This is a genomic window from Aureisphaera sp. (assembly GCF_059726885.1).
Genome location: NZ_AP041051.1, coordinates 3,334,194 through 3,356,227 on the forward strand (window position 1 = coordinate 3,334,194; position 22,034 = coordinate 3,356,227).

Below are 22,034 nucleotides of genomic sequence, written 5' to 3' on the forward strand. Positions count from 1 at the left end.
ATCTATCTATTTTTTAATTAATCCTATATCCACTAGTCGCTCGTGTAAAAATTCACCAGCACTAATGTCTTCGTAGGCTTTTGGATGATCTTCATCAATACATGCTTCTAAGCAATCCAAGCGCATATCACTTCTAGGATGCATAAAGAATGGAATAGAATACCTTGGGGTATGCCATTGTTCTTTAGGTGGGTTGACCACCCTATGGATCGTAGAACGCAATTTATTATTGGTGTGGCGTTCCAGCATGTCCCCCACATTAATTACAAGTTCGTCTTCTTCTGGAATGGCATCTATCCATTCTCCATCATTACGAAGTACCTGCAAGCCTCCAGTAGAAGCTCCCATGAGCAGTGTAATGAGGTTGATGTCTCCATGAGCTCCCGCTCTTACGGCTCCTTTCGGCTCTTCGGTGATAGGAGGGTAGTGAATAGGGCGTAAAATGCTATTTCCGTTGGTCGCCCAACGATCAAAGTATGTTTCTTCCAATCCAATGTACAATGCCAATGCCCGCAACACATAAATACCTGTCTTCTCAAGCATTCTATAGGCTTCCATACCCGTGGCATTAAAGTATGGACGTTCCTCGACGATGACATTTTCAGGATATTCGTCCGGAAGATTAGCATCTTCAGAAGGTTCCTGTCCAAAATGCCAGAATTCCTTTAAATCCCCTTCTTTCTTGCCCTTGGCGTGTTCTTTCCCAAAAGAGACGTATCCCCTTTGCCCTCCAAGACCTTCAATTTCATACTTGCCCTTAGTCTCTAGAGGAAGTGCAAAAAAGCTTTTTACTTCCTTATATAAATCTGCTACCAGTTGGTCATCCAGAAAATGGTTTTTTAAAGACACAAAACCAATTTCTTCATAGGCCTTTCCAATTTCATCTACAAACTTCTGCTTTCTCACTGGATCATCAGACAAGAAGTCCGATAGATCAACACTCGGTATATTGTTCATAACATCGTTGTTTATACTTGCAAATATACCAAATATGCTGTGGAATTCCGAGCGAAAAAATATTACGAAATAGTTTGTACAATATGCATTTTTCCTACTTTTGACATTCACAAAAACATGCATATGGCTACCCAAACCAAGGATTCCATTTTTTTCGATTATGACCGTAAGGAGTTAAGCGATGAAGTGCTAGTACAATTGTACCAAAGAATGTTGAAGCCAAGGTTGATCGAAGAGAAGATGCTCATTCTCCTACGTCAAGGAAAAATTTCAAAATGGTTTAGTGGAATTGGCCAAGAAGCCATCTCTGTGGGTATTACTTCTGTTCTTAACAAGGAAGAATACATATTGCCCATGCACCGAAATCTTGGGGTTTTCACAACAAGGGAGATTCCTTTGCATAGATTGTTCTCTCAGTGGCAGGGAAAAGCCAACGGTTTTACGAAAGGGCGTGATCGAAGTTTTCATTTTGGCACCCAGGAATTCAATATCGTTGGAATGATCTCCCACTTGGGCCCTCAATTTGGCGTGGCATCTGGAATAGCCCTAGGGAACCTTCTTAAGAAAAACAATCAGGTATGTGCTGTATTTACAGGGGAGGGTGGAACCAGCGAAGGTGATATTCATGAGTCATTAAATGTGGCTTCTGTCTGGCAATTACCTGTACTTTTCTGTATTGAAAATAATGGGTATGGACTTTCAACACCAACGGCAGAACAATATAGATGTGAACACCTTGCAGATCGTGGGAAAGGCTACGGTATGGAAGCACACATTATTGATGGAAATAACATTTTGGAGGTCTATAGCAAGATTTCTGAAATTGTGGACAGCATGCGCCAAGATCCGAGGCCTATATTATTGGAATTCAAAACCTTCAGAATGCGCGGGCATGAAGAAGCCAGTGGTACAAAATATGTTCCGCAGGAACTTATGGATACTTGGGCGGAAAAGGATCCACTAACAAATTTCGAGAATTATTTGTTGGCAGAGGGTGTATTATCTGAGACGAAAATAGCGACTTATAGAGCCGAAATAAAGAATGAAATCAATGAAGGTTTAGAGTTGGCTTTTGCTGAAGAGATCATTCAGTCTACTGAAAGTAATGAACTAAATGATGTATTTCAACAATTTATATATCAGGAAGTTAATCCTAAGACAGAAACCAAAGAACTTCGCTTGGTTGATGCCATATCGGAAGGGTTGAAACAAGCCATGGAGCGCCATGACGATTCCGTCATTATGGGGCAGGATATCGCTGAATATGGCGGTGTTTTCAAAATAACCGAAGGCTTTGTTGAAGCTTTTGGCAAGGATAGGGTACGTAACACACCTATATGTGAAAGCGCTATTGTTTCGGCTGCTATGGGATTGTCCATTAATGGATTTAAAGCTATTATGGAAATGCAATTCGCTGATTTTGTTACTTCAGGCTTTAACCCCATAGTTAATTACTTGGCTAAATGCCATTATCGTTGGAATCAGAAAGCCGATGTGGTCATACGTATGCCATGTGGGGCAGGGGTAGGGGCCGGACCGTTCCACAGTCAGACCAATGAGGCTTGGTTTACCCATACCCCGGGGTTAAAAGTGGTATACCCTGCACTCCCATACGATGCCAAAGGTTTGTTAGCGACTGCCATAGAAGACCCAAACCCGGTAATGTTTTTTGAACACAAAGCGTTATACCGCAGTATTCGACAGGAAGTTCCTACCAATTACTACACCCTGCCTATTGGAAAGGCTGCCTTATTAAAAGAAGGGAGCGAACTTACCATTATTACCTATGGTGCAGGCGTTCACTGGGCATTGGATGTTCTAGACAAGAATAATTACTCGATAGACCTAATAGATTTGCGCACACTCTCACCATTGGATACCGATGCCATATATACTTCGGTCAAGAAGACAGGGAAGGTTCTTATTCTTCAGGAGGATTCGATGTTTGGGGGAATTGCTAGCGATATTTCGGCCCTAATAACAGAAAATTGTTTCGAATTTCTTGATGCGCCCATTAGAAGGGTGGCCAGCCTAGAAACTCCCGTGCCATTCGCACAGAACTTGGAGAATAACTATCTTCCAAAAACTAGATTCGAGGAAACGCTGAAGGAACTTCTAGCGTATTGAAAAAGGTTTTTCGGTCAAGAGTAGCTTTATTTGGTTGATTTGCCGAAAATTAGCCTTCTTTTGTATTTCGTTTTTCACTACCTTTATTTTACAAACCGAACGAATATCAACCTCATAAAACCAAGTATATGAAAAAAGTTATGATGCTCTTGGCATTCTCTGCCATAGTACTGAGTTGTGGTACTCCCAAAACTGTAATTGAATCCAAAAAAGTCATTAAGGGAAATTGGATGTTAGACAATATCACCTACAGTGAAAAAGGCACCTTCAACATTACCATTTTCCGTGATACGTCGCGCGAATGTTTTGAAGGAAGCGCTTGGCGTTTTATCCCAAACAACAACTCTGGATACTACAGTATTACCGATGGAAACTGTCCTACTGGCGATCGCAATTTCATTTTTGCCATCCAAGAGGTTGATCCAGATACCGGATTGTATGATTTCTTATTGAAACCCACAACCAAACTGGGAAAGGCAGATAAGGATAGCTCTGTTGGTTTCCGTTTACGATTAGCCCAATTGAGTAATTCTTCCATGCGATGGGAACAAACCGTACAGTTGGAAGGAAAACCGTTTACAATAAATATGAACTTCTCAAAAATTCAAGAATAATGAAACGATATATGAAACAAATAGCTAGTATTGGCCTTGCCTTGGTCCTTATGTTCGGGATATCAAGTTGCGAAGCCACGCGTAATGCAAATAACAAACAAAAAGGTGCTGTCATTGGTGCTGCAGGTGGTGCCGTATTGGGTGCGATCTTAGGTAATAATATTGGCAAAGGTGGTAATGGTGAAATTGGAGCAGTAATTGGTGGAGTCGTTGGTGGTGCCGCGGGTGTCCTTATTGGATCCAAGATGGATAAAAACGCCCAGAAAATAGAAGAAGAAGTGCCAGGAGCCAAAGTAGAGCGTGTAGATGATGGCATCGTGATTACTTTCGATGGTGAGAACAATGGGGTCTATTTCGATACGAACCAATACAATATCAATGCAGACTCTAAGGTTACTTTAGATAAGTTGGCTGGGGTGTTGGTAGAATTTCCAGATACCGATGTGCTGGTGGTAGGACATACCGATAGCACGGGTAGTGACGAATACAACATGACCCTTTCTAAAAACAGGGCACAGTCCGTGACCAATTATTTTACGAACTCCAAAGGGTTAAGTCCGGGTCGTTTTAATACCAACTGGTTTGGGGAAACCAGTCCGATTGCCACTAATGACACAGCCGATGGTCGAGCACAGAACCGACGGGTTAATATTGTGATCGTTCCCAATGAAAAAATGAAACAAGATGCGGAAAAAGAAGCCGGTGGTGGCCAATAAGACCGTATAAAACTATAATTGTTAAATCCTGAGACTACCGTCTTGGGATTTTTTTTTCTGAAGATTTCCCCCGTTCTTTAAGAAGTGAATTCCCCCAAGGTATATGAAGTCATTATTGTGGGAGGTGGATTGGCAGGTTTAACCAGTGCCATTCATCTTTCAAAACAGGGAATTGACGTTCTCCTTATTGAAAAGCACCCGTATCCACGACATAAAGTATGCGGAGAATATGTTTCCAATGAAGTACTGTCATATCTTGCTTCCTTGGAAATAGATCCTTTCAAAAAAGGTGCTGTCGCTATTTCCAAATTCCAAATATCTACAAAGAATGGAGCCGTAGCCCATGCAAAATTGCCTTTGGGTGGGTTCGGAATGTCCCGCTATGCGCTAGATCTACTGTTATACGAGAAAATAAAAGATTCCATCGATGTCATTTTTGATCAGGTAGAGGAAATTGACTTTCAAGACAATCAATTTAGCGTAAGCACATTGTCCAAGGATAGTTTTACCGCGCATTTTGTAATCGGTGCTTTTGGTAAGCGTTCCAATATAGATATATCCCTGAAACGGAACTTTATAGAACAGCGTTCGTCGTGGTTGGCTGTGAAAGGTCATTACAACTATGATTTTCCCAATGATACTGTTGCTTTACACAATTTTGATGGTGGGTATTGTGGATTGTCCAAAACAGAAAGCGATATCGTGAATGCCTGTTATTTGGTAAAATATGACACGTTCAAAAAATCTTCAGGGATTGATGAGTTTCAAAAATCTGAAATGTCCAAGAACCCGTTATTAAAAGACTTTTTTAATAATGCCTCCCCGGTTTTTAGCCGCCCACTCACCATTGCTCAAGTGTCCTTCAGTGCCAAAGAACCCATTAACAATCATATTTTCATGGTTGGTGACAGTGCAGGGCTCATTCATCCTTTATGCGGAAATGGCATGGCTATGGCCATTCATGGAGCTAAAATAATTTCAGAATTGTTGGTAAGCGCTTTAAAAGCGGAGACATGGGATCGCACACATATTGAATTCGAATATCTCAAAGAATGGAAACGTACTTTTAAATCACGGTTGTACTATGGGCGTATGCTGCAAAGGCTATTGCTTCATAAGGAAATTTCCCATTGGGGAGTTCAATTTGTGAAAAATTTCCCAGTAATTATTCCTAAACTAATTTGTAAAACGCATGGCACTACTTTCTGAATAAATGGTAGCATTTTCTTCTAAATATAGATCGCAAGAGGCAGAAATCATGGATGATCTGGATTTCCAAGGACAGGAAATGCAGGCTTTGCTGAAGGATCTTGCGGTAGTGAATAATTTGCTCGGTGGTGTGGGCATAACGATTTCAGGAATTGAGAAATTGTTGAATAGGGCTTTAGACAGGAATCGTCCATTGGTAATGGTCGATCTAGGCTGTGGGGACGGCGAGGTCCTTAGACGCTGTTTGGATTGGGCATTGGAGAAGGGAATCGAAATGAAAGCGATCGGTGTGGATGCCAATTCGCATATCCTGCGAGAGGCAGAAAAACGATCTTCTGAATATTCTAACCTTGAATTCAAAAAAATAGATGTATTTTCAGGAATGAATTCATTGCCCGAATTCGACATCGCCCTATGCACATTGTTCTTACATCATTTTCAGGAAGTGGAAATTCTGAATTTACTTCAGAAATTGCAGGGTAAAGCGAAAGTTGGGATTGTGGTGAACGACTTACAAAGAAGTGTTTGGGCGTTCGGATTGTTTCGAATATTCGGCGCGTTGTTTTTGAAAACGAGCACAGCGAGGCATGACGGCCTGGTATCGGTAGCAAGGGGATTCAAGAAAAAAGAATTGCAACAGCTAAGCCATAAAGTACAAGGCGCCCATAAAATCCAATGGAGATGGGCATTTCGTTATCAATGGTTGATTTCTAATATATGAGTGTAACAATTACAACGGTTGCAAAGCAACTGCCCAAATACACAAGACCTACGGACGAAATCCTCCCATTTGTAAAACAATGGCTTCAAGGACAGGACGAGCGTTTTCAGAGAAAAGTAATTAAGATTTTCGAAGGGGCAGGAGTGAGCCGTCGCTATTCCATTATGGATGCTCATGAGGTTTTCCTGAATTCTACATTCGAAGAGCGTAATGATATTTATGCTAAAGGAATGAAATTACTGGGGAAACAATGTTTGGAAAAGGCGCTGACCAAAGCCAAATGGATTCCCACTGACATTGATTTCATTATTACGGTAAGCTGCACAGGTATTATGATACCATCTGTAGACGCTTATCTTATTAATGACTTGCATATGCGACAGGACGTAGTACGTTTACCGGTTACAGAGATGGGATGTGCCGCAGGAATCTCGGGTATTATCTATGCCCATAATTTTCTGAAGGCAAACCCAGGGAAAAGAGCCGCAGTACTGGCCTTGGAATCTCCTACAGCCACCTTTCAGTTAGACGATTTTTCCATGGTCAATGTTGTAAGTGCTGCTATTTTTGGAGATGGCGCAGCCTGTGTGTTGATGTCGTCCGAAGAAGATGCCATGGGACCAAAAATTGTAGATGAGGCCATGTACCATTTTTACAATGCAACGCAGATGATGGGGTTCAAAATGGTTAATACGGGTTTACAAATGATATTGGATAAGGAGGTTCCCAATCAAATTGCGCAGCATTTTAATGATATTATACATCCATTTTTAGCTCAGAATGGCAAAACGATAGAAGACATAGCACATCTCATTTTTCATCCTGGAGGCAAGAAAATTGTGCAAACCGTGGAAGATCTATTTGGCGGGCTGGGAAAAAACATTGATGATACCAAAGAAGTTCTTAACTTATACGGTAATATGAGTAGTGCCACTGTGCTATATGTGCTTGAGCGGTTTTTGGAACGGGATATTCCCGAAGGCGAATACGGGCTCATGTTAAGTTTTGGCCCTGGTTTTTCGGCACAGCGTATACTATTGGAATTTTAAACAGACAACATGGACAAGACTTGGGCTATCATATTGGGAGGAAGTAGTGGGCTGGGCTTAGCCAGTGCATTAGAACTTGCCAAGCAAGGTTTTCATATTTTCATTGTACATCGTGATCGTAAATCGAATATGGCTCCCCTTCAAGAATCCATCAAGGTCATGCGTGAAATGGGAGTAGAGGTGCGCACCTTGAACAAGGATGCTTTGAAAACAGAAACTATTGCCGAAGTAATTAGCATGCTTCCAAAAAGATCTGTGAAAGTCTTGCTTCATAGTATTGCCAAAGGAACCGTAAAGCCCATGCAGGAACTATCCATAGATGATTTTAGGATTACTTTGGATGCGATGGCACTTAGTTGGTGGGAATGGACTTCGGCCTTGATAGCTGCGGAAGCATTTGCTGAAGGAGCTCAAAACCTTGCCTTTACCAGCGAAGGGAACAATCGCGTTTGGAAAGGATACGGAGCCGTTTCGGTAGCCAAAGCTGCGTTGGAGGCAATAATGAGACAGATGGCTGTAGAGTATGGCCCATTGGGTATTCGAACCAATTGCATTCAGGCTGGGGCTACAGACACTCCTTCATTAAGGCACATTCCAAATTACGAAGTGCTCCTAAAGCATGCGGAAAAACGAAACCCATTAGGACATGTCACAACACCAGAAGCAGTGGGGAAAGTGGTAGCGATGCTCTGTTCAAAGGATTCCAATTGGGTAAACGGTACCATAATTAAAGCAGATGGAGGAGAAAGCCTATGTTAGTTAACAATGAAGACATCATCGCCCAATTACCGTATGAAAAGCCTTTTCTTTTTGTAGACACCCTAGATCACGTTTCTGATAATGGAGCGGAAGGGACCTATACCTTTCTGGAAAATGAGTACTTCTACAAAGGGCATTTTAAGAACAACCCCATTACGCCCGGTGTCATTCTTACGGAGTGCATGGCCCAAATTGGCGTAGTTTGTTTGGGAATTTACTTAATTGATGGCTTGACCCCAGAAGACCGAATCGCATTGGTTTCTAACCAAGTTCAGTTTTACGAACCTGTATTGCCTGGGGAACGGGTCACCGTTATTTCAGAAAAGGAATACTTTCGTTTTGGTAAACTGAAATGCAAAGTAAAAATGGTCAATGCCAATAATACATTGGTTTGTAAGGGAACTATTAGTGGAATCATCTTTAAAAGTGATACCCATTGAGGAAAAGAGTCGTCATAACAGGTTTGGGAATTGTAGCTCCTAATGGGGTAGGAGTCCCCTCGTTTCTCAAAAGCATCCAGTCTGGCACATCGGGAATTAGACACTTTCCAGAATTGGCCGATCTCAACTTCTCCTGCCAGTTAGGAGGCAAACCCGATGTTTCCGATGAACTATCAAAGCAATATTTCACCGATTTAGAACTGCGCAATTTCAATAGCAATGGCATTTTGTATGGAGTAATTGCCGGAATGGACGCTTTAGCCTCTGCGGGTATTGAAGTTGCAGGAAAAGATGACGAACCCCTGTGGGATTTGGGAATTGTTTTCGGAACAGGAACCAGTGGTGTAGAAAAATTCCGTGAGGCCATTTATAAATTAGACGAGGGTAAGGTTCGCAGACTGGGAAGCACGACGGTAATTCAAACCATGGCAAGCGGTATCACGGCTTACCTTGGAGGAAAGATTGGAGCTGGGAACTGGGTAACGACTAATTCTTCCGCCTGTGCTACGGGTACCGAAGCGGTCCTAATGGGCTATGAACATATTGCCAATGGTAAAGCCGAAAAAATGCTGTGTGGTAGTTGTAGCGATGCAAGCCCTTACATATGGGGTGGTTTTGACGCTATGAAAGTGACCACTTTTAAGAACAATGACACTCCGCAAAAGGCATCCAGGCCCATGAGTGCTTCTGCCAGTGGATTTGTGCCCGGAAGCGGGGCTGGGGCATTGGTGTTGGAATCCTTGGAAAGTGCCCAAAAAAGAGGCGCTACCATTTATGCAGAGGTATTGGGCGGATGTACAAATAATGGAGGACATCGGTCGGGTGGTAGCATGACAGCTCCCAATAGTAGGGCTGTTCGGAGATGTATTATGGATGCGCTTGATAATGCAGGCATTAGCGCCAATGAAATAGATTATATTAATGGACACCTAACTGCAACGGCCAAAGATCCTACGGAAATAGAGAATTGGTGTGAAGCCCTAGGTAGAAAGGGCGATGAGTTCCCATACATTAACTCATTGAAAAGTATGATTGGGCATGGCTTAGCTGCCAGTGGAAGTATGGAAGTGGTTGCGACCATTCTTCAATTGCATCATGGGTTCATTTTCCCTAATATTAATTGTGAGGATCTTCATTCCGAAATTAACAAACTCATTGATCCTGAAAAGATTCCCCAAACGCTAAAGGAGTTGCCTTTAAATACTGTAGCAAAAGCAAGTTTTGGCTTTGGTGATGTAAATGCGTGTATTATCTTTAGAAAAATTTAGCACATGACATCCGAAGCCATCTTCGATCAACTACGGGACATCATTAAAGTATACCTGCCAGAAGACGTAACCGTTGAAAGCATTACTCAAGACAGTCATTTAATTCAAGAGTTGAATATTAACTCAGCGCACCTCATCGATGTAGTGCTTGATGTGGAGGATGCCTTCAATATTGAAATAAAGGATCATGAGCTTCAAGCACTGGATACCGTTTCCAATGCCATTGTCTTAATTCAGGAAAAACTAAACAACTAATCGCATTTTAACCATGGAAGCATTTTTTACTGCTGAAAATTTAATCACTTTATTATTGCTCATCTTGTTACAAGGTGTATTGGGACTGGACAATTTGTTGTATATCTCAATCGAATCGAAAAGGGCGCCGTTGGATCAACAGGCCCGGGTGCGACGATTGGGAATTGGTATGGCCATTGTTCTCCGGATTGTGCTTTTATTCGTCCTATTAGAGCTCATTAACTTGTTTCAGGATCCTTGGTTTGTCATCCCATTGAACGGTTATTTCGATGGCTCGTTCAATCTTCACAGTATCATTATTCTTTTTGGTGGGGTATTTATTATGTATACCGCCATGAAGGAAATCTGGCATATGATGGTAATTCATGAAAAGGGAGATGCAGAAAAGAAACCCAAATCCGTTGCCAATATCATTACCTCGATTGTAATCATGAACTTGGTGTTTTCCTTCGACTCCATTTTAGGGGCTATTGCCCTAACCGATGTATTCCTCACTATGGCTATTGCCATTATTGTGGGTGGATTACTTATGATTTGGTTGGCGGGAAGGGTTACCGAGTTCCTTAGAAAGAACCGCATGTATGAGGTCCTAGGGCTTTTCATTCTCCTTATTGTTGGAATCATGCTTCTTTCAGAAGGCGGGCATTTAGCACATATGCATCTCTTCGGAAGCGAGGTAACGGCCATGAGTAAGACCACGTTCTATTTTGTCATTGCGGTCCTCATTCTCATTGATATTGTTCAAGGACGTTACCAGAAAAAATTAAGTGCAGAGCTTAACAAGGAAATAAAAGATTAATATGTTTTCTATCTCCCTTCCAGACGTACCAACGAAAGTTTTAGCTGTAAAATTAACGGTACAGGGGGAGAGGAGTGTGCGCAGTGAACATCCGTGGATCTTTAGTGACAGCATAGAAAAAATAAGCAAAGAAGGAGCTTCGGGGGATATTGCTGTTATTTTTAGTCATACCAAGAATAAGCCGATGGGGGTTGGACTCTATGATCCCGATTCTCCCATTAGAATAAAAATGGTACACTTTGGTAGCGGGGCACAATTAAACACCTCTTTTTTCAATGAATCCATACAAAACGCCTACACTTTAAGGGAGGAATTACTCAAAACTCAGACAAATAGTTATCGACTATTATTTGGTGAGAACGATGGTTTTCCGGGATTGATTGCAGACGTTTACGACAACGTCTTGGTGGTAAAGCTGTATTCGGCTATTTGGTTTCCATTTTTGGAAATTGTTTTAGGACATCTTATTGAAATTTCTGACGTGGATTGCTGTGTGATACGATTAAGCCGGAACCTTCAGAACAAGAACACCTATGAAATTACCGACGGCGCTGTGGTGTATGGCCAATTAGATAATGAAATTGTCCCATTTGTTGAACATGGGGTGCATTTTTCCGCTAACGTGATTAAAGGGCATAAAACAGGTTACTTTCTGGATCATCGTGCCAATAGAAAAAGAGTGGGGGAGTTGGCCCATGGCAAAACAGTACTGGATGTATTTAGTTACGCAGGTGGATTCTCCGTACATGCATTGGTCGGAGGCGCTACTGAAGTAACTAGTTTGGACATTAGCAGGCAAGCCTTGGAGGTTGCCAAGGAAAATGTAAAGCTAAACCCTATAAAAGGGACACATAAAACCATAGTTGGGGATGCCTTTGAAGAAATGAAATCCTTGATTGGAAAGGGAAGACAATATGATATTGTGGTTATAGACCCTCCAAGCTTTGCAAAAAGCGCAAAGGAAGTTGCTGTTGCCAAAAAAAAATACGCACAATTGGCTCATCTGGGAGCCAAACTGGTGACAGCGAAAGGGATATTGGTATTGGCCTCCTGTTCTTCCAGGGTAATGGCACAGGATTTCTTTGAAATCAATAGCCGTTCTTTAAAACATTCGGGGAGGAAGTATAAAGTAATGGACCAAACCTTTCACGATACGGATCATCCTATCGCTTTTCCTGAAGGTGCTTATTTAAAATGTGAGTATTATCGTTTTAGCGGTTAAACGAAAATGGAAATGATACCTACAAAGGTAATTCCCACCAAAGCCAAGATGGTAGTCATGACCGTAAAGCTCCTAAAGGTTTGTTTCTCTGTCATACCCATATATTTGCACACCAACCAAAATCCACTGTCGTTTACGTGAGACATGATGGTGGCTCCCGAAGCTATAGCAATAACCAACAGTGCCGTATCCATGGCGCCCAGAGGATCCGTTTCCAATAAAGAAGCCACAACACCGGCGGCAGTGATCATAGCCACTGTGGCCGACCCTTGTAGGATTCTAACCAAGGCGGCAATGATAAATGATACCACTAGAATGCCGAGTCCCAATTCCTTAAAATAGTCCGCCAGCATCGTTCCGGTTCCAGTCTCAATGAGCATTTGTTTGAACACCCCACCGGCGCCAGTAAGCAAGATGATAATCCCTGCAGGTGCCAACGACTTTCCAGTAATATTCTGAAGTGTTTGAGCAGTATTCCCCCTTTTTATCCCCAACACATACCATGCAATAAGATTGGCCAAGATTAGCGCCACAAAGGGATGTCCAATCATTTTAGACCAACTTTTAAGACTCTCTGAAGCCCAAGGTGCCAAATCACTATTGAGAAAGGTATTACCTACTATAAGGAGAATGGGTAAAGCAATGATGCTGAATATCATGGCGACCGAAGGACGCTTGCTATCCTCTTTTTCAATATCGGATAATAAGGCGGGTGCATCCAAGTGAATTTTCTTGGCGATATATCGGCCAAATACGGGGCCGCTAATAATAGCGGTAGGTATACCGACCAAGAAACCAAAGACAATGACCCAGCCCAAATCTGCCTTAAGGATATCGGCAACCGCCACGGGTCCTGGAGTCGGTGGGATAAAGGTATGGGTCACCGCTAATCCAGCCAATAATGGGATTCCGTAAAGCAGTAAGGATTTTTTCGATGTTCGTTGTAATGAATAGATCATGGGCACCAAAATGATGAATGCCACATCAAAAAACACAGGAATGGCAATTAAAAAACCGGTCAGCATCAAGGCCCAAGAAGTTCCTTTTTCCTTGAATCGTTTCAACAAAAAGGAAGCTACTGCCTCTGCGCCGCCAGAATGCTCCAGTATAGCCCCAAACATAGCACCTAAACCGACGACGACAGCTACAAAACCGAGGGTGCTACCCATTCCTTCCTGAATGGTAAGGATAATTTGATAGGGATCCATCCCAGCAATAATACCCACAATGATACTTGCAATGAGTAGCGCTATAAACGCTTGTATTTTAAAACGTAAGATGAGCAACAGCAAAGCTGCGATACCTACAAATATGGCAATGAGTAATGTACTATCCATTTTCGGTCCAATTAGTGGTGAAAGATTCGTTTTCTGGGCGGTCGTTTCGCCTATAGGTATGAGCCCCAAATTCATCGCGTTGCGCCTGAATGATATGAGCAGAGGATTGTGCAGAAGTTATGTGTTTGAAATAATTATAACTTTCTGATATGCAATTAATTAATATCCTATTATTTAATGAATACTTTATTGTTTCCTTCCATGCATTTTCCCTTTTGGTCAGTATACCAAAAACAACAAGTTGATCCATTAAGGAGGTGTGATTTTGCAGGATTTCGGCACATTCTTCCATGAAGTTGGACTTAATGATGCACCCTTCGGTCCATATCCTAGCTACTTCGGCTAGATTGATATTCCAACCAAAGGCATTGGAGGCCGATCTTATTACTTCGAAACCCTGATGATGGTTAATCATTCTACTCGCCAAATAGGCATCTTCCAATTGTTTTGCATCTGGTTTTTCGTAACTATCCGTTCTTTTTATTTTGGAACCGTACCTAAGACGTGTTTCCTTTAGTGAGGAGAGGTATCGTGCCGTTACGGCTGCATTGATAGTAGGAGCAGGGACCCCCAGTTGAAATGCCAATTGTGATGTCCAGGAACCGGTTCCTTTATTCCCTGCCTTATCTAACACCTTGTCAATTAAGTATGCATCGCCGTTCTTCTTTCTCAGTATTGACGCCGTAATCCCTAAAAGGTAGCTTTGTAGCACTCCACGGTTCCAATTGGAGAAAATTGTTGCAATCTCTTCATTGGAATGGGTAGGAGAGAGGACGGCATAGCAATCGGCAATGAGCTGCATTTCTCCGTATTCGATACCATTGTGTACTGTCTTTACCAAATGGCCAGCACCATCGGAGCCTACTAGGGAAACACAAGGATTTCCGTCTTTGTCTTTTGCTGCCATGGCCTTCAGGATATCCTGGAAAGGAGCGTAGGCATTGCTATTTCCTCCGGGCATGATACAAGGGCCTTCCAAGGCTCCTTTTTCACCTCCGGAAATACCCACTCCCAAAAATTGAATTCCATAGGCTTTCAGCCCTTCAACCCGTCTTTGGGTATCCAGAAAATGGGAGTTACCGCCATCGGCGATGATGTCCCCTTTATCCAAATGTGGTGTAAGTTCGTTGATTACAGAATCTACAGCACTTCCAGCTGTGATCATGAGCAAAATCTTTCGTGGCTTTTGCAGGGAAGCTACAAATGCCGATAGGTCCGTGAACCCAAGAGCCCTTCCATCAACCTCCTTTACAAAGTCTGGGACTATGTCTTTTTCGGTTTCGGTCCAGCGATTATAGACGGAAACATGAAATCCCTTGGAAAGAGCATTCTTTGCCAAGCTTCGGCCCATTACTCCCAATCCAATAATTCCAATTTCAGACTTAGTCATTCTGTAATTCATTTAATATGGTATCGATGATCTTATTTGGGTTTCTACGAATATCGACATGAAATCCATAATCCGGCACTTCCAGTGCATCAAATTGAGACTGCAACATATCTGCTTTCATGAAATGATTTCTGTTTGCCATTCGTTCGAATATCGTATCGAATGTACCCGAAAGGAACACCCAATCCACAGGTGTATTTTCTGCTAAAAGTGTACGGTACGACTCCTTTAAAGCCGAACACGCCAAAACGGCTCCTTCTGCTGCGCTCCATATATCAATATTTTCAGATAACCTTTTTAGCCAAGGATAGCGGTCCTCATCATTGAGGGGAATACCGTTCTTCATTTTTTCGATATTACGATCAGGATGGAAATCGTCTGCATCATAAAACGGAACATGCAAAGCGTCTGCCAGCTTTTTGCCAATGGTAGTTTTGCCACTGCCGCTTACACCCAATACAATTATGACCTTATTCCTGCCCAAAGAAATCACTTTTTACACCCGTCACACCGGGATCCGCCACAAAAAGGGACCCAGCCAATGGATATTGTTCTTTCTCCTCATCGGTCATGTCTACGCTCGCCGAAGTAATATAAAGCTTGTCCAAATTATGCCCTCCAAAGGCACATGCGGTTACGTTATGGGCGGGCACTTCAATTTTTGACATGAGTTCCCCCGTTTTGGGATTGAACCGGGCCACGGCATTGCCATTCCACATTCCCACCCAAAGCATGTCTTCAGAATCGATAGTCATGCCATCGGGAAAACCATCTTTTGGATCTACTATAACCGCCACACGCTCATTAGAGATGGTAGCAGTTGCCTTATCATAATCATACGCCCTAATCGTGCCCGTTGGTGTATCTATATAGTACATGGTACTATGATCCTTTGTCCACACTATCCCGTTGGAAATAGTGACACTATCAATCATTTTCTCGGTTTTGCCCAATGCATCGATTTTATACACGCTTCCCATGGGTTGCGTCTGTTCCAGATGCATGGAACCCACCCAAAGATTTCCATTTGGGTCGCACTTGCCATCATTGAAGCGATTTATATCCATATCCTTTTCAACTTCAGAAAGAACAGCCAATGAACCATCGTGGGTATTCATTGTGTATATCCCATCCTCTAATGCCACCACTGCCATTGAATCATTTTTTGGAACCACGGTACCAATAAGTGAAGGGGTGGGGAAGGACCGGTTCCTCTTGGTTTTTGGATTGTAAATATGCAGCTGCTTCCCTAGGATATCTACCCAGTAGAACTCTTGTGTCTTATGATTCCAATAGGCACCTTCGCCTAATTCGGCCTTAATTTGATATTCCAATAGCGCAGAATTAGCGAGTTCCTTTTTTACTTCTTGAATTTCCGATTCGGTGGGTTTCTCCTTACAGCCTGCAACAAAAATTATAAGTAAAATTATGGTTAAGAAGGGGTTAGCTTTCATTAGTGGGAATGTTAAAAAAGTGATTTTATCACAAATTTTTTCTAAAAAGTTTTAAAATTAGTTCTTTAGTATTTAATTTCGAAATAAAATAACGAGAGTTATGACGAAAACACCAAAGAAAAAAACGCACGCAGACTTTCAGTCCCGATATAGAAGATCCTTTAATTTTAGAAGCAATTCTAAAAATGACAAGTTGGTGTTAAATGAGAACGGTGAACTTGTGCTTGTGAAAAAGGACAAGCACTAAGCTTTTTATCATTTAATATAACATTGTAGGCGCTTGGTGCGCCTTTTTTTATTGGGTGTCATAAGGAAGGTTGATACTTATATCCACAGCATTTCGTTCCCTTTCCTCGTAAATATTGACCTTAAAATCTTGGGTGTTTATGGAAGTCGTGCCCTTCAGCTCGTTTTCAATATTGGTGAATTGCCATGTCACGGTATTCGAAATCCCTTTAATGGTCAAGGTTCCCTCCACCTGAAAGGAATCTGCCGTTCCCGTTATGGCCGTACTCGTAAATGATAGGGAAGGGTGCTCGTTGGCATAAAAGTATTTCTTTGAACGTAGGTGCCTACTTCTGAACCAATTGTTGGTATCTAAGGATTTAGTGGCTACGGAACCAGAGATTACGGAGGATTCCAAATCGCCTAAATCGATTTGTCCCGTAAAATTGAAATCATCCATGGTTCCTTCCACATCTTCATCCAAGAACACAAAGGTAACTTGGGCTTCGGCTTCATTAATAGTTATAGTTTGAGCAACTAGTGATAGGTTCAGTAAAAATAAAATAGTGATAAGTAGGGTCTTCATAAGTAGGGTTTGTTATAATAAGTAATTCGTTTTTAATCAAAGAATGAAATACGCATATCGCCAATGGCCCATTCTAAGCCACCGAGAATGTGGGTAAGCACATACTTGTCTGAATAGGCTTCCTTGGTATGGCCTAGGGCCGTATAGAAAACCCTTCCGCCATCGTACACCTGATACCAGGAAATAGGATGGTTATCGGCGTGGGTTCCTCCGTCGTAGGTAGTTTCATCTACCGTGACCAACACTTCTATACCAGGTTGCATATCCTTAAAGTTGTACCATTCATCAAAATGCTCGTAGGACGGGGAAATCCATTGAGTAGAAGGATGGTATGCATTCTGGCTTGATAAAGTGGCTTTTTGCTGATCGGGGTGACTTTCAAAATAGGCACCTATCATTTTGCCATACCATGGCCAGTCATATTCGGTATCGGTGGCTGAGTGTATGCCTACGAAGCCGCCACCATTGTTCATATAGTTTTTGAAAGCATTCTGTTGTCTTTCATTGAATACATCTCCGGTGGTATTCAGAAAAACAACAGCTGCATACTGCTTTAGGTTTACATCATTAAACTGGGATGCATCTTGGGTATCATGCACCGTAAAATTGTGCTGCCCGCCCAATGATTTAATTGCGTTAATGCCATAAGGAATGGATTCATGTACATATCCTTCGGTCTTAGTGAATACCAGCACCTTGGGATCCTTGGTCTCCCTGGCACAGGAACCAAGCCATGCGCACAGCACAAGACCAGAAAGGAGTAGAATTTTTTTCATAGCTGCAGGTATTGCCTTACAAAAATAGTAAATTTGAAAGCCGATCTTATTACTTTTTATCAACACTAATACACAATTCACCTATGAAATACGGGATACTTTGTTTACTGTTATTGACATTCGTACAATGTAAACAGCCAGAAGAAAAACAACCGGAAAACACCTTTGTTGAAAGCGAGACCACTGTAGTTGAAACAAGTCCTTCGGAATGCCAGGGCAGTTTTGCGCATAATGTTTACATCTGGTTAAAACGCCCGGACATGAAAGAAGATCAGGAAGCCTTTTTAGAATCGTTGAATCGTTTTCTGGATGCGTCTGAATATATCGTTAGCAGTCATGTGGGGTATCCGGTTCCGTCAGAACGCGATGTGGTAGACGATAGCTTTTCCTTCAGTATTGTGCTTACCTTCAAGAATAAAGAGGACCAGGATCTATACCAGGTAGAACCGGTTCACCTGAAATTCGTGGAAGAATCTTCCCATCTTTGGAATAAGGTGGTGGTATACGATTCCATGAATCTTCGTGAATAAATTCCTTAGGCTTTGGTTGAGGCTTGGTTCCGTCCCTTTACGGCCCATAGTACCAAAATCGAAATCCCGGAACATACAGCAAACCCGATAAATATGGGAAGGGTAGAGGCTTCCAAAAAGCGACCCACAAAAGTGCTTATGGGGACTGCCATTAAGGTGGATATAAGCCCCGTAATGGCTGCTGCAATCCCTGCGATATGACCTACAGGTTCCATGGCCAGGGCACGTAGATTTCCGAATAGGAATCCGATAGCAAAGAATTGAAGGGCAAAAAACGTAAGCAAAATATAGATGCTAGGATTATTGCCAGAATAATACAGGACCACATAGACCATGGAAATCACAAAAAAAGCTAGGAGGGAAGTGGTCACCAATTTTTCCATTCCCAACCTGACCACCAGAATCCCATTGAGGGAAATGGCTGCACCAATAGCAATGGCGAGTCCTGCGAATATATAAGGGAACTCATCCTTTAGTCCATATTGACTGTCGAATATCTGCTGGGAAGCACTTAAGTATACCATAAACGAACCGACCACAAACCCTGATATGATGGTATATCCCATGGTTTGTCTATGCTGTAGGATCTCTTTTAGTCCTAGGTATAATCGTTTAAAGGTAAAGGGGATCTGTTTTTCCTCGGTCAGTGTTTCCCGTTGCCGTAGCCAAAACCAAAGAGAGATGATTACACTAATGCCTACTTGTACATAGAAAATGGCTTCCCAATTGTAGTGATCCAAAATCCATTTTCCCAGCGCTGGAGCAATAATGGGAACCAAAAGAAAAACAACGGTCACGAAGGACATAATACGCGCCATATAATCGCCGGAATAGAGATCCCGAATAATGGCAATGCAAATAGTTCTGGGAGCGGACAATCCTACACCTTGAAGGATTCGACCTGCTACCATAACTTCAAGGCTTTGGGCGTACACGCATATAACACTGGCGATTATAAACACAATAAAACCAAGATATACCGAGGGTTTACGTCCCACACTATCGGATAGGGGCCCAAACAATAATGGGCCAATCCCCAATCCCAAAAAGATCATGATAATAAGCAACTGATTGTCGACAGCTTGCTTTGTGCCAATGGCAACACCAATAACATCCAGGGCAGGTAACAATGCGTCTATAGCAAGTGCGACTACCGACATTAGTGAAGCCATTAGGGCGATAAATTCGAATTGGGAGTGCTTGTTTGGGGTTTGCATGAGTGCAAAATTAGCCTTTTTATTACTCACTATAACCCATAAACGGTAATTCTATGTTTTCAATGAAATAAGAAGCGTAAGCTACTGAAGTACAGCTAACAAGTAAGAATAATAGTACAATTATTTTTCCATCTGTATGAGGAGTTTTACACTTTTGATTGTTTAAGTAATAAACGCAGTAAAGTTGTTATGTAAAATGAAACATACAGTAAACACGCAAGAAACCGTGTGTCCCTAAAAAGAAACATTTCCCTATGAGAACTTAACCACTTTAATCCTACAAACCCAACAAGAATGTTTTGGTATCTGAAAACCGCTCTGGAACCGGCCCCGCTAGAGTGGTTTTCCTTTTTTGCATCCCTTGTAATAACGTATTACCTGCTGTGCAACAGCCCGTTAAATATTAGTTAATTGGGAATTTGATATTCTGAAAGCAGAATATCTTTAAATCGGTTTCTTCAATATAGCTAGGCAATGAACACCCTTTTTAGATTTTTTGTGATACTAATGGCTCTTCTAGTTTCTCCATTGGTACTGGGCCAATATGTAGAAAGTGAATGGGAAGATCGGGATACTTGGATGGATGTGGATTTTATTTTTGATCAAGCTGAAATTGAAAAAGGGAGCTTTGTAGCAGACATTGGTTGTCATGAAGGCTATTTAAGTATTCATTTGGCCAAAAGAGTAGGGGACTCAGGGGGAGTATATGCCGTGGATGTCCGTGAAGATCGGCTAGATGTATTACGCGATAATCTTGAAGACAGGGATCTGAATAATGTAGAAGTTATTCTGGGCGATTACGATGATCCCAAATTACCCCGTAATACGCTGGATGTGGTGATCATTATGGATACGTATCATGAAATGGAAGAATACCAAACGATATTGGATCATGTGTACAGTTCGTTAAAACCCAATGGGAAGATTGTCATTGTAGAGAAACTGAAGTCGCGAATTATAGGAAGCTCCCGGCAGGCACAGACCAATGCCCATAGTTTAAGTACCGGCTATGTGATTGAAGAACTTCGCAATGCAGGTTTTAGGGTGCTTTATGAAAACAATGATCTGGGTAATTGGGAGAATGATGAAGATAAGGTAATCTGGATGCTGATTGCCAAGAAAACTTAAGCCAATGCGTCTTAGGAATGCGTCAAGGTGTAGATATTGACTTTGTTTTCTTTCCCTTTCAACAGTACGTTCCCCATATGTTTGGCTATAAAATTGTTTTTCATACTTAACTGATCTTTAAGACTTTCCGAAATTAATATGGGCACCTTGTAGTTGTTGCATTCGGCCTGTATTCTTGCTGAAGTATTGATGACATCTCCGTGAAAGGCCAATTCCTTTTTAACCACACCGACTTCTGCCACCATGAGGGTTCCACCATGCAATCCAGCTTTGAATAGGGGAGTTAGGCCATATTTTTCATTATAGTATGCAGACTTATTTTTCAGGAATGCGGCAAATTCGAAATACATTTGCACACAGTTATTATTGGCCAAACCTTTTTTATAGGGCCAGCTCAACACGGCTTCATCACCAACATACTGGTATATTTCGGCTGAATATTCGGGTACGATTTCGTTAAGGTCGTAAAAACAGTCCTGTATCAGCTGGCTGTATTTAAAATGCCCCAATTTTTCTGCTATGGTGGTTGAGGACTGTAGGTCTAAAAACATAAAAATCCGTTTTTCTTCCTGTGGTTTCTTATAACGGCCGAGCAACATTTTAAGAAAAACCCCCTTACCAAATTTCTCGTTGGCTATTTTAATAAAGGAAAAGACAATAGAAACCAATAGCACATAAACCAAGGTGGATTTAAATATTTCATCTTCCCATAAAGGCCCTGTAGCGTTAACATCGATGCCAAATCTTATTTCAATAATGGATTTCGCAATGGTAGAAACGATGATTAAAGAAGTTAAGTATAATAGTGCTTTAAGGAGTATAAGCAACCCAATGGATAATCTTTTTGAAGCGTATTTCTCGAAGAAGAATTCGATATGCGCGAATATGAAACCCATAAGCATTCCGGAAAACGCGAACAATCGCACCAAATGCGACATTACCAAAACTTCTTTGTAATCGCTGTTTATGGTGGTGCCTTCAAAGTCGGCCAAACCGTAAAACCGAAATATACAATACAGTACCATGGCCATACTCCAGAAAACCATGGAGCGGAGAACTTGTTTCCCGTATTCTTTTAATGACTTGTACATGGTTGGAGTGTCTTGGTAGGGGAAGTTACGATTTATTTGAAAGCAGGGAAAGGGTCTAGGAATCGAAATATCCTATTTTACATAATGTAAATTATAGTACATTTATAGCAAAAGGCCCAATGTGGCCCCATAAGGAGATTTCCGCATAGCTTTGCTATTTTGCA

The 22,034-nt window shown here is 41.8% G+C and carries 23 protein-coding genes; 14 read left to right on the plus strand and 9 right to left on the minus strand.

Annotation, left to right across the window (positions count from 1 at the left end; genetic code table 11):
- Positions 1-6 precede the first annotated feature (6 nt).
- The gene (locus AC6JAD_RS15045; RefSeq protein WP_461303174.1) at positions 7-957 is read right to left on the minus strand and encodes an isopenicillin N synthase family dioxygenase; all 951 of its coding nucleotides are present in this window, start codon (positions 955-957) and stop codon (positions 7-9) included.
- A gap of 123 nt (positions 958-1,080) precedes the next feature.
- Here AC6JAD_RS15045 and AC6JAD_RS15050 point away from each other — a divergent pair, with 123 nt between their 5' ends.
- The 12 genes from AC6JAD_RS15050 (at position 1,081) to AC6JAD_RS15105 (ending at position 12,136) form a co-directional block, all read left to right on the plus strand.
- On the plus strand, positions 1,081-3,084 hold the full coding sequence (locus AC6JAD_RS15050; RefSeq protein WP_497865669.1) for an alpha-ketoacid dehydrogenase subunit alpha/beta: 2,004 nt from the start codon (positions 1,081-1,083) through the stop codon (positions 3,082-3,084).
- Positions 3,085-3,212: 128 nt separating this feature from the next.
- On the plus strand, positions 3,213-3,698 hold the full coding sequence (locus tag AC6JAD_RS15055) for a lipocalin family protein (RefSeq protein ID WP_461303176.1): 486 nt from the start codon (positions 3,213-3,215) through the stop codon (positions 3,696-3,698).
- Positions 3,698-4,414 (plus strand): YiaD family glycine zipper/OmpA-like lipoprotein, encoded by a 717-nt coding sequence (locus AC6JAD_RS15060; protein ID WP_497865671.1) that lies wholly within the window; start codon positions 3,698-3,700, stop codon positions 4,412-4,414. Before AC6JAD_RS15055 ends, AC6JAD_RS15060 begins: the two co-directional genes overlap by 1 nt.
- Positions 4,415-4,498: 84 nt before the next feature.
- A complete protein-coding gene (locus AC6JAD_RS15065; protein ID WP_461303177.1) occupies positions 4,499-5,623 on the plus strand; it encodes an NAD(P)/FAD-dependent oxidoreductase in 1,125 nt (374 codons plus the stop codon).
- Between the two features lie 4 nt (positions 5,624-5,627).
- Positions 5,628-6,344 carry a methyltransferase domain-containing protein gene (locus tag AC6JAD_RS15070; RefSeq protein WP_461303178.1) on the plus strand — a complete coding sequence of 239 codons (717 nt, stop codon included), beginning with the start codon at positions 5,628-5,630 and terminating at the stop codon, positions 6,342-6,344.
- Positions 6,341-7,393 carry a type III polyketide synthase gene (locus AC6JAD_RS15075; protein ID WP_461303179.1) on the plus strand — a complete coding sequence of 351 codons (1,053 nt, stop codon included), beginning with the start codon at positions 6,341-6,343 and terminating at the stop codon, positions 7,391-7,393. The genes AC6JAD_RS15070 and AC6JAD_RS15075 overlap by 4 nt, the downstream gene beginning before the upstream one ends.
- 9 nt (positions 7,394-7,402) lie before the next feature.
- Positions 7,403-8,152, plus strand: a complete 750-nt coding sequence (locus tag AC6JAD_RS15080) for an SDR family oxidoreductase (RefSeq protein ID WP_461303180.1) — start codon at positions 7,403-7,405, stop codon at positions 8,150-8,152.
- The gene (locus AC6JAD_RS15085; protein ID WP_461303181.1) at positions 8,146-8,592 is read left to right on the plus strand and encodes a 3-hydroxyacyl-ACP dehydratase FabZ family protein; all 447 of its coding nucleotides are present in this window, start codon (positions 8,146-8,148) and stop codon (positions 8,590-8,592) included. The genes AC6JAD_RS15080 and AC6JAD_RS15085 overlap by 7 nt, the downstream gene beginning before the upstream one ends.
- Positions 8,589-9,860 carry a beta-ketoacyl-[acyl-carrier-protein] synthase family protein gene (locus tag AC6JAD_RS15090; RefSeq protein ID WP_461303182.1) on the plus strand — a complete coding sequence of 424 codons (1,272 nt, stop codon included), beginning with the start codon at positions 8,589-8,591 and terminating at the stop codon, positions 9,858-9,860. Before AC6JAD_RS15085 ends, AC6JAD_RS15090 begins: the two co-directional genes overlap by 4 nt.
- A 3-nt stretch (positions 9,861-9,863) precedes the next feature.
- The gene (locus AC6JAD_RS15095) at positions 9,864-10,115 is read left to right on the plus strand and encodes an acyl carrier protein (RefSeq protein WP_461303183.1); all 252 of its coding nucleotides are present in this window, start codon (positions 9,864-9,866) and stop codon (positions 10,113-10,115) included.
- A 13-nt stretch (positions 10,116-10,128) separates the two neighbouring features.
- On the plus strand, positions 10,129-10,914 hold the full coding sequence (locus tag AC6JAD_RS15100; RefSeq protein WP_461303184.1) for a TerC family protein: 786 nt from the start codon (positions 10,129-10,131) through the stop codon (positions 10,912-10,914).
- A gap of 1 nt (position 10,915) precedes the next feature.
- The gene (locus tag AC6JAD_RS15105) at positions 10,916-12,136 is read left to right on the plus strand and encodes a class I SAM-dependent rRNA methyltransferase (protein ID WP_461303185.1); all 1,221 of its coding nucleotides are present in this window, start codon (positions 10,916-10,918) and stop codon (positions 12,134-12,136) included.
- On the opposite strand, the gene AC6JAD_RS15110 is transcribed toward AC6JAD_RS15105, so the two are convergent.
- From AC6JAD_RS15110 to AC6JAD_RS15135, 6 genes are all read right to left on the minus strand, one after another.
- Complete coding sequence (locus AC6JAD_RS15110; protein WP_461303186.1) at positions 12,133-13,473, minus strand: GntP family permease; 1,341 nt, start codon at positions 13,471-13,473, stop codon at positions 12,133-12,135. The genes AC6JAD_RS15105 and AC6JAD_RS15110 overlap by 4 nt on opposite strands.
- Positions 13,466-14,863 (minus strand): NADP-dependent phosphogluconate dehydrogenase, encoded by a 1,398-nt coding sequence (gene gnd, locus AC6JAD_RS15115; protein WP_461303187.1) that lies wholly within the window; start codon positions 14,861-14,863, stop codon positions 13,466-13,468. The genes AC6JAD_RS15110 and gnd overlap by 8 nt, the downstream gene beginning before the upstream one ends.
- Positions 14,856-15,347, minus strand: coding sequence for a gluconokinase (locus AC6JAD_RS15120; RefSeq protein WP_461303188.1), 492 nt, complete (start codon positions 15,345-15,347; stop codon positions 14,856-14,858). Before AC6JAD_RS15120 ends, gnd begins: the two co-directional genes overlap by 8 nt.
- Positions 15,334-16,317 carry an SMP-30/gluconolactonase/LRE family protein gene (locus AC6JAD_RS15125; protein ID WP_461303189.1) on the minus strand — a complete coding sequence of 328 codons (984 nt, stop codon included), beginning with the start codon at positions 16,315-16,317 and terminating at the stop codon, positions 15,334-15,336. Before AC6JAD_RS15125 ends, AC6JAD_RS15120 begins: the two co-directional genes overlap by 14 nt.
- A 295-nt stretch (positions 16,318-16,612) precedes the next feature.
- Positions 16,613-17,128, minus strand: coding sequence for a YceI family protein (locus AC6JAD_RS15130; RefSeq protein WP_461303190.1), 516 nt, complete (start codon positions 17,126-17,128; stop codon positions 16,613-16,615).
- Positions 17,129-17,160: 32 nt separating this feature from the next.
- Positions 17,161-17,904 (minus strand): ThuA domain-containing protein, encoded by a 744-nt coding sequence (locus AC6JAD_RS15135; RefSeq protein WP_461303191.1) that lies wholly within the window; start codon positions 17,902-17,904, stop codon positions 17,161-17,163.
- A gap of 83 nt (positions 17,905-17,987) precedes the next feature.
- On the opposite strand from AC6JAD_RS15135, the gene AC6JAD_RS15140 reads away from it, so the two are divergent.
- Positions 17,988-18,434 (plus strand): Dabb family protein, encoded by a 447-nt coding sequence (locus tag AC6JAD_RS15140; RefSeq protein ID WP_461303192.1) that lies wholly within the window; start codon positions 17,988-17,990, stop codon positions 18,432-18,434.
- Positions 18,435-18,439: 5 nt separating this feature from the next.
- On the opposite strand, the gene AC6JAD_RS15145 is transcribed toward AC6JAD_RS15140, so the two are convergent.
- On the minus strand, positions 18,440-19,651 hold the full coding sequence (locus AC6JAD_RS15145; RefSeq protein WP_461303193.1) for a multidrug effflux MFS transporter: 1,212 nt from the start codon (positions 19,649-19,651) through the stop codon (positions 18,440-18,442).
- A 507-nt stretch (positions 19,652-20,158) separates the two neighbouring features.
- Between AC6JAD_RS15145 and AC6JAD_RS15150 the strand changes: the two genes are divergently transcribed.
- Positions 20,159-20,779 (plus strand): class I SAM-dependent methyltransferase, encoded by a 621-nt coding sequence (locus AC6JAD_RS15150; protein WP_461303194.1) that lies wholly within the window; start codon positions 20,159-20,161, stop codon positions 20,777-20,779.
- 11 nt (positions 20,780-20,790) lie between these two features.
- On the opposite strand, the gene AC6JAD_RS15155 is transcribed toward AC6JAD_RS15150, so the two are convergent.
- Positions 20,791-21,870 carry an adenylate/guanylate cyclase domain-containing protein gene (locus AC6JAD_RS15155; RefSeq protein ID WP_461303195.1) on the minus strand — a complete coding sequence of 360 codons (1,080 nt, stop codon included), beginning with the start codon at positions 21,868-21,870 and terminating at the stop codon, positions 20,791-20,793.
- Positions 21,871-22,034 lie beyond the last annotated feature (164 nt).

Coding starts and splice junctions, on each gene's coding strand:
- AC6JAD_RS15045 (WP_461303174.1), bottom strand. CDS start 957: ATGAACAATATACCGAGTGTTGATCTATCGGACTTCTTGTCTGATGAT.
- AC6JAD_RS15050 (WP_497865669.1), top strand. CDS start 1,081: ATGGCTACCCAAACCAAGGATTCCATTTTTTTCGATTATGACCGTAAG.
- AC6JAD_RS15055 (WP_461303176.1), top strand. CDS start 3,213: ATGAAAAAAGTTATGATGCTCTTGGCATTCTCTGCCATAGTACTGAGT.
- AC6JAD_RS15060 (WP_497865671.1), top strand. CDS start 3,698: ATGAAACGATATATGAAACAAATAGCTAGTATTGGCCTTGCCTTGGTC.
- AC6JAD_RS15070 (WP_461303178.1), top strand. CDS start 5,628: ATGGTAGCATTTTCTTCTAAATATAGATCGCAAGAGGCAGAAATCATG.
- AC6JAD_RS15075 (WP_461303179.1), top strand. CDS start 6,341: ATGAGTGTAACAATTACAACGGTTGCAAAGCAACTGCCCAAATACACA.
- AC6JAD_RS15080 (WP_461303180.1), top strand. CDS start 7,403: ATGGACAAGACTTGGGCTATCATATTGGGAGGAAGTAGTGGGCTGGGC.
- AC6JAD_RS15085 (WP_461303181.1), top strand. CDS start 8,146: ATGTTAGTTAACAATGAAGACATCATCGCCCAATTACCGTATGAAAAG.
- AC6JAD_RS15095 (WP_461303183.1), top strand. CDS start 9,864: ATGACATCCGAAGCCATCTTCGATCAACTACGGGACATCATTAAAGTA.
- AC6JAD_RS15100 (WP_461303184.1), top strand. CDS start 10,129: ATGGAAGCATTTTTTACTGCTGAAAATTTAATCACTTTATTATTGCTC.
- AC6JAD_RS15105 (WP_461303185.1), top strand. CDS start 10,916: ATGTTTTCTATCTCCCTTCCAGACGTACCAACGAAAGTTTTAGCTGTA.
- AC6JAD_RS15110 (WP_461303186.1), bottom strand. CDS start 13,473: ATGGATAGTACATTACTCATTGCCATATTTGTAGGTATCGCAGCTTTG.
- gnd (WP_461303187.1), bottom strand. CDS start 14,863: ATGACTAAGTCTGAAATTGGAATTATTGGATTGGGAGTAATGGGCCGA.
- AC6JAD_RS15125 (WP_461303189.1), bottom strand. CDS start 16,317: ATGAAAGCTAACCCCTTCTTAACCATAATTTTACTTATAATTTTTGTT.
- AC6JAD_RS15130 (WP_461303190.1), bottom strand. CDS start 17,128: ATGAAGACCCTACTTATCACTATTTTATTTTTACTGAACCTATCACTA.
- AC6JAD_RS15135 (WP_461303191.1), bottom strand. CDS start 17,904: ATGAAAAAAATTCTACTCCTTTCTGGTCTTGTGCTGTGCGCATGGCTT.
- AC6JAD_RS15140 (WP_461303192.1), top strand. CDS start 17,988: ATGAAATACGGGATACTTTGTTTACTGTTATTGACATTCGTACAATGT.
- AC6JAD_RS15145 (WP_461303193.1), bottom strand. CDS start 19,651: ATGCAAACCCCAAACAAGCACTCCCAATTCGAATTTATCGCCCTAATG.
- AC6JAD_RS15150 (WP_461303194.1), top strand. CDS start 20,159: ATGGCTCTTCTAGTTTCTCCATTGGTACTGGGCCAATATGTAGAAAGT.
- AC6JAD_RS15155 (WP_461303195.1), bottom strand. CDS start 21,870: ATGTACAAGTCATTAAAAGAATACGGGAAACAAGTTCTCCGCTCCATG.